Annotated in this window: 16 protein-coding genes; 11 read left to right on the forward strand and 5 right to left on the reverse strand. The window is 64.2% G+C overall.

Annotated features, from left to right (window positions below; genetic code table 11):
- Positions 1 to 83: 83 nt before the first annotated feature.
- Entirely contained in the window at positions 84 to 824 is a 741-nt protein-coding gene (locus AC50X7_RS12350; protein ID WP_494979263.1) for an aquaporin, read from the reverse strand.
- Between the two features lie 46 nt (positions 825 to 870).
- Between AC50X7_RS12350 and AC50X7_RS12355 the strand changes: the two genes are divergently transcribed.
- The 9 genes from AC50X7_RS12355 (at position 871) to AC50X7_RS12395 (ending at position 7,813) form a co-directional block, all read left to right on the forward strand.
- Complete coding sequence (locus AC50X7_RS12355; RefSeq protein ID WP_494979264.1) at positions 871 to 1,542, forward strand: arsenate reductase/protein-tyrosine-phosphatase family protein; 672 nt, start codon at positions 871 to 873, stop codon at positions 1,540 to 1,542.
- A gap of 141 nt (positions 1,543 to 1,683) precedes the next feature.
- On the forward strand, positions 1,684 to 2,106 hold the full coding sequence (locus AC50X7_RS12360; protein WP_494979265.1) for an arsenate reductase ArsC: 423 nt from the start codon (positions 1,684 to 1,686) through the stop codon (positions 2,104 to 2,106).
- A 28-nt stretch (positions 2,107 to 2,134) separates the two neighbouring features.
- Positions 2,135 to 3,139, forward strand: coding sequence for a thioredoxin-disulfide reductase (gene trxB / locus AC50X7_RS12365; protein WP_494979266.1), 1,005 nt, complete (start codon positions 2,135 to 2,137; stop codon positions 3,137 to 3,139).
- A 217-nt stretch (positions 3,140 to 3,356) separates the two neighbouring features.
- Complete coding sequence (locus tag AC50X7_RS12370) at positions 3,357 to 4,742, forward strand: FAD-dependent oxidoreductase (RefSeq protein WP_494979267.1); 1,386 nt, start codon at positions 3,357 to 3,359, stop codon at positions 4,740 to 4,742.
- 68 nt (positions 4,743 to 4,810) lie between these two features.
- The gene (locus tag AC50X7_RS12375) at positions 4,811 to 5,254 is read left to right on the forward strand and encodes an arsenate-mycothiol transferase ArsC (RefSeq protein ID WP_494979268.1); all 444 of its coding nucleotides are present in this window, start codon (positions 4,811 to 4,813) and stop codon (positions 5,252 to 5,254) included.
- A 356-nt stretch (positions 5,255 to 5,610) separates the two neighbouring features.
- Entirely contained in the window at positions 5,611 to 5,886 is a 276-nt protein-coding gene (locus AC50X7_RS12380) for an alpha/beta fold hydrolase (protein ID WP_494979269.1), read from the forward strand.
- A 23-nt stretch (positions 5,887 to 5,909) separates the two neighbouring features.
- Positions 5,910 to 6,191, forward strand: coding sequence for an alpha/beta fold hydrolase (locus tag AC50X7_RS12385; RefSeq protein ID WP_494979270.1), 282 nt, complete (start codon positions 5,910 to 5,912; stop codon positions 6,189 to 6,191).
- A 186-nt stretch (positions 6,192 to 6,377) separates the two neighbouring features.
- Positions 6,378 to 6,743, forward strand: a complete 366-nt coding sequence (locus tag AC50X7_RS12390) for a cupin domain-containing protein (RefSeq protein ID WP_494979271.1) — start codon at positions 6,378 to 6,380, stop codon at positions 6,741 to 6,743.
- Positions 6,744 to 6,796: 53 nt separating this feature from the next.
- Complete coding sequence (locus tag AC50X7_RS12395) at positions 6,797 to 7,813, forward strand: alpha/beta fold hydrolase (protein WP_494979272.1); 1,017 nt, start codon at positions 6,797 to 6,799, stop codon at positions 7,811 to 7,813.
- Between the two features lie 18 nt (positions 7,814 to 7,831).
- On the opposite strand, the gene AC50X7_RS12400 is transcribed toward AC50X7_RS12395, so the two are convergent.
- The gene (locus tag AC50X7_RS12400) at positions 7,832 to 8,578 is read right to left on the reverse strand and encodes an ABC transporter permease (RefSeq protein WP_494979273.1); all 747 of its coding nucleotides are present in this window, start codon (positions 8,576 to 8,578) and stop codon (positions 7,832 to 7,834) included.
- A 76-nt stretch (positions 8,579 to 8,654) separates the two neighbouring features.
- Positions 8,655 to 8,936 (reverse strand): hypothetical protein, encoded by a 282-nt coding sequence (locus tag AC50X7_RS12405; protein WP_494979274.1) that lies wholly within the window; start codon positions 8,934 to 8,936, stop codon positions 8,655 to 8,657.
- A 262-nt stretch (positions 8,937 to 9,198) separates the two neighbouring features.
- Between AC50X7_RS12405 and AC50X7_RS12410 the strand changes: the two genes are divergently transcribed.
- Complete coding sequence (locus AC50X7_RS12410; protein ID WP_494979275.1) at positions 9,199 to 9,999, forward strand: hypothetical protein; 801 nt, start codon at positions 9,199 to 9,201, stop codon at positions 9,997 to 9,999.
- A 214-nt stretch (positions 10,000 to 10,213) separates the two neighbouring features.
- A complete protein-coding gene (locus AC50X7_RS12415; protein WP_494979276.1) occupies positions 10,214 to 11,005 on the forward strand; it encodes a DUF2382 domain-containing protein in 792 nt (263 codons plus the stop codon).
- Positions 11,006 to 11,133: 128 nt separating this feature from the next.
- Here AC50X7_RS12415 and AC50X7_RS12420 read toward each other — a convergent pair whose 3' ends face one another.
- On the reverse strand, positions 11,134 to 11,997 hold the full coding sequence (locus AC50X7_RS12420) for a M20/M25/M40 family metallo-hydrolase (RefSeq protein WP_494979277.1): 864 nt from the start codon (positions 11,995 to 11,997) through the stop codon (positions 11,134 to 11,136).
- 1,151 nt (positions 11,998 to 13,148) lie between these two features.
- On the reverse strand, positions 13,149 to 14,534 hold the full coding sequence (locus AC50X7_RS12425) for a TrkH family potassium uptake protein (protein WP_494979388.1): 1,386 nt from the start codon (positions 14,532 to 14,534) through the stop codon (positions 13,149 to 13,151).
- Between the last annotated feature and the right edge of the window lie 54 nt (positions 14,535 to 14,588).

Genomic DNA, 14,588 nt, shown 5'->3' on the forward strand with positions numbered 1-14,588 from the left:
GGCGGCAAGGATGAACAGCAGGATGGTCTTCGCGATAGTCACAGGGCCATCATGGCAGTTTCAACTGCCGGCCCACGAGCGGGCTAGGAGCCGGCCTTGTCTGCCTCGTGCGGGAGGACGACGTCGTTTGCGGCGCGGGCCGCGAACGGGAACAGAAGGAGCACGAGACCCAAGCCCACTGTCGCGCCGATGAGCTGGGCGATGATGAACGGAGGCACCGAGGCCGGCGCAATGCCGGCAAAGGTGTCGCTGAAGATTCGCCCGACAGTCACGGCCGGGTTGGCGAAGGACGTCGAGGACGTGAACCAGTAGGCCGCCCCGATATAGGCGCCCACCGCCGGTGCGGCCAGGACGCCCCGCTTGGTGGCGGCAAGACTGAAAATCAGCAGGATGAGCCCGGCGGTGGCAACGACTTCGCCGAGCAGATGCCCGCCGGTGGCGCGGTCCTTCCCGGAGATGGAGGTGCCCACCTCAAACATGGCGTTCGCCACCACACTGCCGCTGACCGCACCCACCGTCTGCGCGGCCATGTACGTCCCGAGCTCCGGCAGGGTCAGTCCCGTGCCGCTGCGCCGCCCCAGGATCCAGTCCACGAGTGAGACCACGGGATTGAAGTGCGCGCCGCTGACGGGTCCGAACACGAGGATCAGGACTGTCAGGCCCAGCACCGTCGCGGTGCTGTTCTGCAGCAGCTGGTTGCCGACGTCGTTGGGGGAGAGCTGCTGGGCCATAATCCCGGAGCCCACAACAATCATGACGAGCAGGCTGGTGCCCAGAAGTTCCGCGACGGCACGGCGCCACAACGGCGGCTGGTTTGTAGTCATGGCACCAAGCTTGACGCAGAAAATTATCTCAGTCAAAATTGAGTCAATGAAAACTGAGCCAGCGGATGTTTTCCAGTCGCGGGTCGCCAAGCATGCGGCCCTCGCCGATCCGGCGCGCCTGCGGATTGTTGATCTACTCATCCTCGGGGACTTTTCGCCGACGGAGCTTCAGGCCGAACTGGGCATGCCCTCGAACCTGCTGTCCCATCACCTGCGGACCCTGGAAGCGGCGGGCCTGGCAACCCGCCACCGCTCCGAAGCCGACAAGCGCCGCAGCTACATCCGCCTGGCTTCCGGCGCTCTGGAAGGCCTCGCGCCCGGCAACGAGTATGGCGCCACCCGCGTTCTGTTTGTCTGCACCCGCAACAGCGCCCGTTCCCAGCTTGCCGCCGCTCTCTGGGGGCAGGTCAGCGAAATCCCCTCGACTTCGGCGGGCACGCACCCGGCGGACCGGATCGCGCAGGGAGCGATCGACGTCGCCCGCCGCCACGGCGTGGACCTTCCGGAGGTTCCGCCGCGAAGGCTGGAGGGGCTGGATGGCGGGGACTTCGTTGTCACCGTCTGCGACAACGCGCACGAGGAACTGACCGGCCTGAACGGAGTTCATTGGTCCGTGCGGGACCCGCTCCGGATCAACACTGAGGAGGCTTTTGAGAACGCCTTCAACGATATCTCCAGCCGCATCAGCGACCTTGCGCCGCGGATGCGCGCAGCCTGACCGTGCTGGTTTGGACCGCATATTGACAATCATCAATGAACCGTCCGATACTTCCTGCATCGATAAACTTCAATATCTAACTGCAGGCTGTGCGGGCGCAACGACTCAACCCGTCCCCTAATTGCTTACAGGAGCAAAATAATGAGCACCGAGACCGCTAAAAAGCCCTCTGTCCTGTTCGTCTGCGTCCACAACGCCGGCCGTTCCCAGATGGCTGCCGCCTTCCTCACCACCCTCGGCAAGGGTGAGATCGAGGTTCGCTCCGCCGGATCCCAGCCCGCGGACAAGATCAACCCCGCCGCCGTCGAGGCTATGGCTGAACTGGGCATCGACATGTCCGCCGAGGTCCCCAAGGTCCTCACCACCGAGGCCGTGAAGGAATCGGACGTGGTGATCACCATGGGCTGCGGCGACGAATGCCCCTACTTCCCGGGCAAGCGCTACGAGGACTGGGTCCTGGAAGACCCGGCAGGCAAGGGCGTCGAATCGGTCCGCCCTATTCGTGACCAGATCAAAACCCGCATCGAGGGCCTGATCGAGTCCCTCGTTCCGGCCGCCAAGTAGCCGGTTCCGGACACCAGGAGAGACACCTATGAGCAACAACGAAACCTCCGCAGGCGCCAAGGCTGAGCAGCTGATCATCATCGGCTCCGGCCCGGCCGGTTACACCGCCGCCATTTACGCGGCCCGCGCGGGCCTCGAACCGCTGGTGCTGGCCGGATCGGTGACCGCGGGTGGTGCGCTGATGAACACCACTGAAGTGGAGAACTTTCCGGGCTTCCCCGGCGGTGTTCAGGGGCCGGAGCTGATGGACGGGCTGCAGGAGCAGGCCGAGAAGTTTGGCGCCAAGGTAGTGTTCGACGACGTCACTGAGGTCCGGCTGAGGGGCCACCTTAAGCGGGTGGTTACCGGCGGCGGCGAAACCTACGAGGCCCCGGCCGTCATTCTGGCCACCGGTTCTGCTTACAAGGAGCTCGGCCTGCCGGAGGAGAAGAAGTTCAGCGGCCATGGTGTTTCCTGGTGTGCCACCTGTGACGGGTTCTTCTTCCGCGAGCAGGACATCATCGTGGTGGGCGGCGGGGATTCGGCGATGGAGGAGGCGATGTTCCTGACGCGGTTCGGGAAGTCCGTCACCGTCGTTGTCCGCAAGGGTGAATTGCGGGCTTCCCGCATCATGGCGCAGCGGGCGAAGGACAACCCCAAGATCAGCTTCGCCTGGAACTCGGCCGTCACTAAGATCCATGGCGACGGGAAAGTCAGCGGCGTGACGCTCACGGACACCCGCACGGGCGAAACCCGGGAGCACGCGGCCACAGGGATCTTCGTGGCGATCGGGCATGTGCCGCGCACCGAACTGCTGACCGGGCAGGTGGACCTGGACGAGGACGGCTACATCAAGGTGGACTCACCCACCACCGTCACCAACCTTTCGGGCGTCTTCGCCTGCGGTGACGCCGTGGACCACCGCTACCGCCAGGCCATCACCGCCGCCGGCACCGGCTGCGCCGCCGCCCTCGACGCCGAACGCTACCTCGCCGCTTTAGAGGATGCCGACAGCATCGCCACCGCCCTGGCCGAGGAACCAATTCACGCCTAACGCCCTTTGACAGGGGAGGAGGTGAGCTGTATGACCACAGGATGCTGCGGCGACTCAGGCTGCTGCGACGACGAGGACTGCTGCTAACCACAGCCCCTCCCACCCAACTAGGTAGCAGCAGGTGTCGTTATGAGCAGCCAAAACGACACCTACTGCTACCTAGTTGGGCTCCTACAGCGCCACTCGACATCACCGACAACCGAGACAAGAGGACAGCATGGATTCAGCGAAGCGGCTTCCCGTTGCAGTGATTGGCGCCGGCCCCGTGGGCCTGGCCGCCGCGGCCCATTTGCTCGAGCGCGGCCTGGAGCCGCTGGTCTTCGAGGCAGGCACGACGGCGGGCGCGGCCATTGAGCAGTGGCGCCATATCCGGCTGTTCTCACCCTGGCGGTTTAACCTCGACGCCGCCGCCGTGCGTTTGCTTGAGGCTGCCGGCTGGGAGTCGCCTCGGCCCACCGCGCTTCCGTACGGCGGGGAACTCATCGACAACTACCTCGCACCGCTGGCCGCGCTGCCGCAGATCGCCGCGCGGCTGCAGACCGGCGCCCGCGTGGTGGCCGTGACCCGGCAGGGCCTGGACAAGACCCACGTCCGGAACCGCGACATCACCCCGTTCACCGTCCGGGTGGAGCACGCAGACGGCGAGACCTGCGACCACACCGTAGCCGCCGTCATCGACGCCTCCGGCACATGGTCCCGCCGCAACCCGCTGGGCACCTCCGGCCTACCCGCCATCGGAGAAGAAGCCGCAGCGGACCGGATATCCGCGCCGCTCCCCGACGTCCTCGCCCGCGACCGGGAAGCCTTCGCCGGACGCCGCGTCCTCGTCGTCGGAGCCGGGCACTCCGCCGCAAACACGCTGATCAGCCTCGCCGACCTCACGAAGGCAGAGCCGGACACCCGCATCCTCTGGGCCGTCCGCGGCGACTCCGCCGAGAAGGTCTACGGCGGCGGCGATGCCGACGGGCTGCCCGCCCGGGGCCAGCTCGGCGGCCGCGTCCGGCGGCTGGTCGAGGCAGGAAAAATTGAACTGCACACCGGCTTCGGCATCAGCTCCCTGAAAGCCCTGGACTCAGGCGTGACCGTGGTTTCTGTTGACGGCTGCACCCTGGAGGCCGACGTCGTCGTGCCCTGCACAGGCTTCCGTCCGGACCTGGACATCCTGCATGAACTGAGGCTCAACCTTGACCCTGCCGTCGAAGCTCCCGTGGAGCTCGGCCCGCTGATTGATCCTGAGTTCCACTCGTGCGGCACCGTGCCGCCGCACGGGGCGAAATTGCTGGCCCATCCGGACAAGGACTTCTACATCGTGGGCATGAAGTCCTACGGCCGGGCACCGACCTTCCTGCTGGCCACCGGCTACGAGCAGGTCCGCTCCGTGGTCGCCGCGCTGGCCGGTGACCGTGAAGCCGCCGACACAGTCCAGCTCGAGCTGCCTGAGACGGGCGTCTGCTCCACCGACGCCGGGACCAGCTGCGACGTGCCTGCCGCGGGCACAGCAGACTCGGGCGGCGACGGCCGCTGCGCCGCCCCCGAACCGGTGCTGGTCGGTTTTCCCACCGGCCTGGCCCACGGCCGCTCGCAGCAACTGACCATAGTTTGAAACCGCCATTGGAAAGCCGTCTTGGCTGAGACCCTGGCCGCCACACTCACGAAGGAAACATCGCACTCATGACCAACGAAACACCTGGCTCGCAGAAGACGCCGGCCGTATTGTTTGTGTGCAGCAAGAACGGCGGGAAGTCCCAGCTGGCCGCCGGCCTCATGAACCAGCTCGCGAATGGTGACGTCACCGTTTACTCGGCAGGCACCAAACCCGGCAAGTCCCTGAACCCGCAGGCCGTGGAGTCCCTGGCCGAGCTCGGAGTCGACATCACCGATGAACACCCCAAACCGGTCACCGACGAAGTCCTGGACACGGTCGACGCCGTCATCGTCCTGGGCACGGAAGCGAAGCTTGAACCGCGCGAGGGGACCCGCTTCGAGGTTTGGGAGACGGACGAGCCCTCCGAGCGGGGCATCGAAGGAATGGAGCGCATGCGCCTGGTCCGGGACGACATCAAAGCCCGCGTCCAAAAGCTCCACGCCGAGCTCACCGGGGAGGTTAGGCCATGAGGCCGTTGAAGCAGGATGTTCAGTCAGTGGAAATAGGTAAGCTTGCTTATTATTTAGGCTACGCCTAAAGTCTACGACGTAGAGAAGTTGTCGACATGGTTTCAGTACCTTCCTCACCGTTAACTTGATGGTTGCCCGCGGCCTGGCGAAGGCCGGCAACCGCGTTCACAGCAACAACGCCTAACACGCATTCCTCCGGCCTCTGTGCCGGAAACTGATAGATTCTGGCACGGCGCCCCACGGGTGCCGTGCCAGTTTCATCTGCCGTACTGCAACAGCAAGGAATACCGGTGCCAACCGCGAGTCACGAACCACACACAACAGAACCGGCATTCTCTGGAGGACCGTTGTCCTGGATGCGCCAGCCATTGGCGCCGCGGGTAGTTACCACAGGGTCCCTGACCTCCCACGTACACTGCCTTGCAGGGCCCCGCGGCGGCTCCGGCCCGGTCTTTGTGCTCCTTCACGGCATCGGTGTATCCCACCGCTACTTCCGCAGGCTTCAGATTCTCCTTGCCCGGCATGGCGACACCTATTCCATCGACCTGCCGGGCTTCGGAGCGACACCCAGACCGGATCCGAGCGACGCACCGTCCGTCAGCAAGCCATTGCGCTCGGGCTTGACTCGCTAAGGGAAAGTCCGCTCGGAAACGCCATGGTCCTCATCGACTATGCCCGTTCGGGGATGCGCTGGTACCTGACCGAACTTCCCGTCATGATGTCCTACGACATCGAGGCAAGCCTGGCCCTGGTAGCCCAACCGGTACTGATCATCCGCGGCTCACGTGATGCTGTCGCCCGCGGGCTCTGGTGCCAAAAGTTGACCGCCACCGCTCCGGACGGACGCTATCTGGAGATACCCGGACAACCGCATATCGTTCAGCACGGCGCTGCCTCCAGCACCGCGGCCGGCATTCTGGCGCTTCTCGTCGACTAGCGGCATTGGCAGTTCTGGACGGGGGGCTAAAAGTTATTGACATGACCCACTCCCGAAGGCACCCTGATACCGCTGGGTGTCAGCGTTGGCGGCAACTGCTCAGCCGTAGCCGGCCAACCATCACTTCCGGAGCTGTCTGGGCGCTCCGGACGCACAGTTCCCATCACTCCCTGTCAGGAGAACGAAATGGCAATCAATGCCCTTACAGCGAAGTCCTTCGACGAACCCGACGAACAGCGCCGTCCGCCGAAGACCCAGGTCGATGTGGTCAACATCGGCGACACCACCTTGGGCAGGTTTACTTTCGAGCCGGGCTGGAAGTGGTCCGAGACGGTTAAGACCGTGGTCCATACGGACAGTTGCCAGGTCAATCACGTGGGGATCTGCTCCGCCGGGACGCTGACGGTACAGATGGAAGACGGCACGCAGACCACAATAAGCCCCGGCAATGCCTACACCATTCCGGCCGGCCACGATGCCTGGGTAGAAGGCGACGAGACTTTCGTGGGCTACGAAATCATGAGCGCGGCCGTCTTCGCCAGGCCTGCCTGATTTCGGCAGTTGGAGGGCCGCCCAAGATAGGCTGCGGGATGGAAAGGCCCAGCATGCACCCATCACCTCAACGGACTTCCGGCGCATCGGAAACCACGGAGTCCGGCACCCGGAAGAAGCCCCGGAGGGGCTTGCGCCGGGCCGGGATCGCCGCCGTCGTAGTCCTGGGGCTGATACTCGCCTCCACGGTGATCAACGCAATCCTGGAGGCCGCAGAAAAATCGAGCGTGGCTGCCTACGGCGAACGCATCCCCGTAGGCAGCGGCGCACTGAACGTGTACCGGAACGGGCAGGAGAACGGGCAGCCGATCGTTCTTCTGAGCGGCTTGGGAACCCCGGCGCCCGGCCTTGATTTCGCTCCTTTGGTCCGCGAGCTTCACGGCTTCGACGCCATCGTGGTGGAAGGCTACGGCTACGGCTACAGCGACATGGAAGCCCCTCCGCGGACCAACGAGAACATCAGCAACGAACTTCACGAAGCACTGACCAAACTGCAGGTAAAAAAGCCCTACGTCCTGGCAGGGCATTCCATCGCGGGTTTCTACATGCTTGACTACGCGAACCGGTATCCGGCGGAAGTTTCCGCCGTCGTCGGGATCGACGCGTCCATATCGAAAGCCGGAGACGACCCGGTTCCGGACCCGGAGAGAGGATTCAACTGGCAACGGGCCCTCGCCGTCACCGGGATAGTGCGCGCAGTATCCGCCGCCGTCCCCAGTTTTGTCGACCCAGCGAGCGACGACTACACCGAAGACGAGCTGCACCGCATGCGCCTCATGACCAGCTGGAACTACGGCAACTCCGCCGTGGCTGATGAAACAGCCCGAATAGCCACCAACGCCGCAGTCCTCAGGGGCGTCGCCTATCCCGATGACCTGCCCGTTCTGGCGTTCATTGCCGATGAAAATCCAGACTCAACAGCAACGAAAACAGCGGCCGCCCAAAACCTTCTGAAAAACGTCAAACGCCATGAGATCGTTACGCTTGAGGGCAACCACTACCTGCACTGGACCCAATCCAAGCGAATGGCCGAGGAAATCCAGACCTTCCTCAGGGGCAACGATGGCTGATCCGGGGCCCGTGCAAAGTCACAGCGGCTCTGGCCGCACGCGCACCGCGCCCAGCGAACGGAGAAGCGCGACGGCGGTGATCGCACCCGCCGTCATGATGGACGCCAGCACCACCACCTGGAACCGCCCGGCCTCCAGCGGGGAGGCGCCGCCGAAGATCGCGCCCACGAAAGCGCCCGGCAGGGTCACCAGGCCGGTGGTTTTGGTCTGATCCGTGGACGGGATCAGGGCCGCATGCACGGAGTAGCGGGCCTGGGTGAGGGTGGCGCGCCGGGCTGTGGCGCCGAGGGCGAGCCAGCCTTCCACCTGGTCCCACTGCTCACGTACGGCCTCATGGAAGCGGTGCCCGGCGAGGACCGCGATGGTCATGCAGTTACCGATCACGATCCCGCCCACCGCAAGGACGTAGCGGGGTTCGTGAGCCACGGCGCCAGTGCCGAAGACGACGGCGAGGGTCACCACAATGCCTGCGGCCATGGTTGCCGAGACCACGGCGAAGCGCCCCCAGGACCATGTCAGCCGGAGCGTTGCCGTCACTGCAGCGACGGTGAACATCACCAGCAGCGCCACTGCCACCCACAGCGGGTCAGAGATGATGCCGCCCAGAACCAGGCTGATGAGGGCCAGCTGGGCAGCTCCGCGGAGGATGGCCAGGGCCGGCGCAAGGAACGACGGCGTCCGCGAGCCCCGGAGCACCGCGACGGTTATCAGCATCAGGATGGCCACGGCCGCGAAGGTGGGTGCCAGGGCAGCGAGGAAGGCCATCAGCTCAGCCTAGCCGCCGAGTTGGCCCGCACTTCGCGTCACCGCACGGCGTTGCTGCGGCTGATCTGCGACGGGCTTAGAGCAGGCTGGGCTGGCTTGAGAGGATGTAGTCCACCGCCGCCGGGCCTTTCATGGTCAGCCCTGGCCATTCGTGGCGGCCGGTGTCATGGTGGTGTTTCGTATGTCCCCCTTGGTGCATGGCTGCCCAGAGGGACGTGGTGGTGCCAGGCTGCTCGGCATTGAGCATGCACCAGCTGATGTAGACCCCGTAGATCTCGTCTTCGCGAAGAGCGGGCTGCCTTTCCGAGTCTTGAATGAAGCATTCAGAGAGGAAACGCGTGTAGTTCGGAACGCTCATGAGCGGGCTCCTTCTGGTCGGTTGGGCCTTGCGAATGTGTCGCCGTTCGGTCCTGCTGCAGTGGTTCGGAGCCGCCCGCGCACTGGATGGGTCAATATTTAGAAAACTTCAGCCTTGTAGCGGGCCTAAGGAGGGACTCGCCGCGGACCCGTCTTGCGCGATAGATAGCAAGTGTGCTTAGTATCTAGTTAGTAACCTTACTTACTAATTCAACAGGCTGGGTTTCAAAGTCCAGCTGCAGAACCAGTGGAAGCGAGTGATGATGACGGAAAACCAGTGGCCTGAGGCTTCTGCCCGAAGCCCTCTCGACCAGTACGGGAACGCAGCACCGACCGATCCTTCGGCAGAGCCGGAAACGTACGTCACCAAGAAGGATGCAGCCAAGGGGGAGACGTCGAAGATCGCCGGGCAGGCAGTCGGTGCGGCCCAGAATGTGGCGCAGACCGCCAAGCTTGAGGCCGGAAACGTCGCGTCCGAGGCAAGGTCAAGCGCCAAGGGCCTCCTGCATGAGGCGAAGTCGGGCCTGGGCAGCCAGGCCGGCGCGCAACAGCAGAAGGCCGCCGAAGGCATCCGGACGATTTCCAGCCAGCTGCAGACCATGGCTGACGCCCCCGAGCAGCAGGGCATCGCCAGTGACCTGATCCGGCAGGCTGCCGACCGCACCTCGTCGGTCGCTTCCTGGGTGGAGAACAAGGATCCCAAGGCGCTGCTGGAGGACATGCAGTCCTTCGCCCGCCGCAAGCCGGGTACGTTCCTGCTGTTGGCTGCCAGCGCAGGCATGCTCGTGGGTCGCCTCGCACGTGGCCTGCAGCCAGCCCCGGCCCCGCAGGCAGCCATCCCGCCCAAGCCTGCGCAGGCGCCGGCTGCAGCAACAGCAACCGCTCCGCCGTGGGGCGAAGAGTCGGTCTACCAGAACCACCAGACGGCGCCCGCAGCCTACGGTGAAACTATCTACGGCGAACCTGCCCGTCCCGCCTATTCAGGCACTGAAGCCGGGGGAGTTCCGCTGAGGGACCTCGACGATCCGTTCAGCGATGTCCGCGGCGCAGAGCGCCAGCCGTAAGCGGTCAAAGCTGACAGTCAGGACAGCGGACCATCAACCAAAGGACCAGCGTCATGAAAAAACTGCTCTTCGCCCTGCTCCCCGGCATCATCAGCCGGGTCATGAAAGCCCGCAAAGCCAAGCAACTCCGTGCCGGCCAGACCCGGCCGCCGCGGAACCGCTTCTAATTTTGTCCCTCAAGCAGCACTAAACCAGTAACAAGAAGGAGAAACACATGATCAGCACTGAGAACCTTTCTGCACTGACCACTGCCGGCGGACACGTCGTAGGTTCCGACGGAAGCAAGATCGGATCCATCGGACAGATTTACGTGGATGACCAGACCTCCGAGCCCACTTGGGTCACGGTGAAGACCGGGCTCTTCGGATCCCACGAGTCCTTCGCGCCGCTGGACGCTGCGTCGCAGGACGGCAACGACATCGTCGTCGCCCACACCAAGGACAAGGTCAAGGACGCACCCCGCGTCGCCCCGGATGGCCACCTGGAGCCCGCCGAGGAAGACCAGCTTTACACCTACTACGGCCTCAACGGCGGTAATGGCTTCACCGGCGGCAACGGGTTCGCCGCTGGTACGGCAGATGACACCGTGGGCCGCGAAACTGTTGGGCACGACACCTCAGGTCCCACCACCGATGACGCCATGACCCGCTCCGAGGAACAGCTGCACGTTGGCACCCGCAAGGAAGAGGCCGGCCGGGCACGGCTGCGCAAGTACGTTGTCACCGAGAACGTCACCACCACGGTCCCGGTGCAGCGTGAAGAGGTCCGCATCGAGCGCGAACCGATCACGGACGCCAACCGCGGCGCTGCCCTGGACGGCCCCGCGATCAGCGAGGAAGAGCACGAGGTCATCCTCCACGAGGAGCGCCCCGTCGTGGAGAAGGAAGCCGTCCCCGTTGAGCGCGTGCGCCTGGACAAGGAGACCGTGACCACCGATCACACGGTGACCGAGGAAGTCCGCAAGGAAAACATCGAGCTCGACGACAACGGCATCAGCCGCCGCTAAGGCTCACCACCGGGATCCTCACTGAGTCCCACGGACGGCCCGTCCTCCTTCCGGGAGGGCGGGTCGTGCGGTTTAACGGGGGTGGTGTCGGCCAGCCATGGCGTCTGCCGTTGGGCTTTTTTCCCCGGTTACATCTGGGCCATGGCGAAAGCACGGGTGGCGTAAGCGATGGCCCCGGCCATGTCTTTCAGCAGCTCCTGGTTGACGTTCTGGATAGTGTCACAGCTTCTGTGGTAGCACCGGTCGTGGTCTTCGTTCGCGGTCCCGCCGAATTTTTGTACCTGTTCGGAGGTTTTTGTGCCGACGTCTCCGGCAAAAAGCCCGCCGGTGGCGATGCCCGCCTGGAAGAAGGCGTCGTAGTCGGAGTCGCCGATGAATTCGGTCGCCTCGGCCGGGAGCGAGTTCTTGGCAAAGTAGTCCAGGAGAATGCTTTCGAGTCCCGAGGAGCCCGCTGGGCCGGCATCGCCAAAGCTGGAGCCGTCGCCGTCGTGGACAAACCGCACCCCGTTGGGTGATGCCGCCATATCAATGTTGATATTCACGGCGGTTTGGGAGATTTCACTTGCGCTGAGCTCATCCACGTAATGCTGGGAACCTGTCAGATCGACTTCCTCTGCCCCCCAGAACGCGAAGCGCACCCTATTTTTCGGTTCGACGGCGGTCTCGGCCATCCACCGTGCCGTTTCAATGAGGGTGGCCACGCCGCTTGCATTGTCGTTTATCCCCGGGCCGTCGGGCACCGAGTCCAAATGCGCGCCCACCACTATGGTGTGGTCCGCACTTCCAGCTGTGTCGGCCAGGATGTTAAAGGTTTCCCTGTTCTCCTCGAGGTCGTTGTCCCAATACCTGAAGACCTGCCGGACCGGTTTGTAGCCGGCGGCACGTAACTGGTCCTCGACATATCGGGCTGATGCTTCGTACCCGGACGTGCCGGCGGCCCTGTTACCTCCCGCCTGATCGGCTACCTTCTGCAGGGCCTCAAGGTGTCCCATGAGGCTCCTTTTCGCGAAAGCTTCGCGCACTTCACTGGCCTGCCCGGGTAGCGCGACTATGAGTGGCTCCGGCTTTGGAACCGTTTGTGCCGGCGACGTGCAAGCTGACAGGAACAGGGTCAAAGCGAGGAAGGCTATGCCTGCCTTGTGAGTGGGCTTGCCCGTGGCGTGAAGCGCCTTCATAACGGAAAACTAATGCCTGACCTGGCAGCAGGACAGAGCTTTTCGAAAGACGGGTAGGACATGATGGCAATAGCGTGGGTCCTCCGGGGAAGCAAGTAGTAGCCCGGCAGAAAGTAAGTACACACCAGGCTTGTTTTCCGAAGGCAAGTGCCCTAAATTCGGAATTTCAGATAGGAATTGCCGTTATTGCCGCCGCGGAGCTGGCCGCGGCAAGAAGCCGGGATTTACCGCTGGGGAAATCCAAGGCGTTCGCGACGCACGGATCCGCAAGATGTAGACGGCTGGCAGTACATTACCGCCTTCACCGTGGGGGACCAGATCCTGTGGGGCGCCGCAGAGCCGCTGCGCCGCATGCTCAACATCGCCACCGGAAACCTGTAGTCACCCGGTTCAGAATCGTCGACAAGATGGATGACGCCACCACCTGCACCCGGCCGTTTGGGGAGGACGGGCATGGTCTGTACGGACAGCTCTCGGCAGACGTAGACGTGTATGTCCCTGCCGATAAGCCCGGCGTGATCTACGTACGGTCCGCTGGGACATGGCTCCGGTACGAAAGGTCCGGCCCCGGCACAGAGGCCGATACCATTGAGAACTTCACCGGCGGCAACGGCCGCGTCCGTGATCTGGCTCCGGAGAACCTCAGCCTGCACTGGCCAGGGCACCAGGACGGCAGGTCCCTGGACCTCATACGGGAACGCAAACCCCGCGTCTACTATGACCCGTGCCAACACCCCGGCCTTTTTGTCACTGGGAACGGCGGGCCGCCCAGGGCACCCTTGCCAGTCCTGGAAATGAATGGCCACCTGGATGACCCTGCACCTTGGCTCGAGCCGGCCACTGGACACCGCTTCACGTGTGACCAGGCCAGGACCTCCACGGCAATTCTGAAGTACGCGCCGCGGAAGGACCAAGCAAGTACACCGCCTGAGCAATTGCAAGGAGTACAACCTGCGGGCAAGCACGTTTCACCCGATAATTGGCCGTTCCTCCGGCAGGCGGTAGAGGCGCGGCCGGGCCGAGAGCGCCAGGGCGGACGCTACCGCCACGGTGCCGATGCGCCCGGTGAACATCAGCGCCATGAGCACCCACTCCGCGGCCGGCGGAAGGTTGTAGGTGATGCCGGTGCTCATCCCCACGGTGGCGAAGGCGGAGATGGATTCGAAGAGGACTTTCTCCAGGCTGTAGTCGGTGAACATGAGCAGCAGCATGGTGCCGGAGACGACGGCGGCAATCCCCAGCAGCGCCACGGACAGGGCCTGCCGCTGGGATGAGGAGCTGATGGACCGGTGCGCGATGGTCACCTGGTCGCGGCCGCGGACTTCGTTCCAGATGGCGAAGCCCAGCACCAGGAACGTCGTAATTTTGATGCCGCCCGCGGTGCCGGCGCTGCCGCCGCCGATGAACATCAGGATGTTGGTGACCATCAGCGTCTCCGGTGCCGCAACGCCATAATCGATGCTGTTGAACCCGGCCGTGCGGGGAAACACGCTGCCCGCGAAGGAACGCAGAATCTTGCCGGTGACCGAGAGCTGGCCGAGGGTTTCATTCCTGTTCCACTCGAAGGCCGCGAACAGCACCATCCCTGCCACCAGGAGGAAGAGCGTTCCGTAAATGGTCAGGCGCAGGTGGATGGTCCAGTTCTTTGGCTCCAGCTCGCCACGGGTGAGCTGGATGATCACCGGGAACCCAAGTCCGCCGGCGATGATCGCCAGGCAGATGGGGGTGATGATCCACGGGTCCTCGGCGAACCCGATGAGGTTGCTGCTGTAGACGGAGAAGCCTGCGTTGTTGAAGGCGGAGATGGCATGGAAGATTCCGTGCCAGAGGGCCGTGGCCGGGTTCTGGTCGTAGGCGATCCAGAACCGGGCGGTCAGGACCAGGGCCGTCACTGCTTCGAACGTGAGCATGATCTTTGCCACCCGGACCAGCACGGCCCGGACGTCGCCGAGGTTCAGGGTGTGGGTCTCCGACTGGGCCACGAGCTGGCCGCGCAGCCCGATGTTCTTCCGGACCAGCAGCGCCAGCAGGGTTGCCAGGGTCATGATGCCGAACCCGCCCACCTGGATGAGCCCGAGGATGATGACCTGGCCCAACGGGGTCCAGAACGTCGCCGTGTCCACGGTGATCAGGCCGGTAACGCACACGGCCGAGACAGACGTGAACAGGGCCGGCATAAACCCTTCGGTGCCGCCGTCGGTCCGGGCTGCGGGAAGCATCAGCAGGGCGGCACCGATGAGGATGACCAGCAGGAAGGCCGCCGGGACGGCCCTGACCGGGTGGGACAGCAGCCGGCGGAGGATGTTCTCCTTCCGGCCGTCCTTCCCGCCTCCGGCCCGGGCGTCCCGCAGCATCTTTTGGACAGCGGCGATGCTGGCAGCGTCGGGCACCCGGGTGGCGAATTCCGA

The sequence above is a fragment of the Pseudarthrobacter sp. Hb11 genome (genome assembly GCF_059383655.1).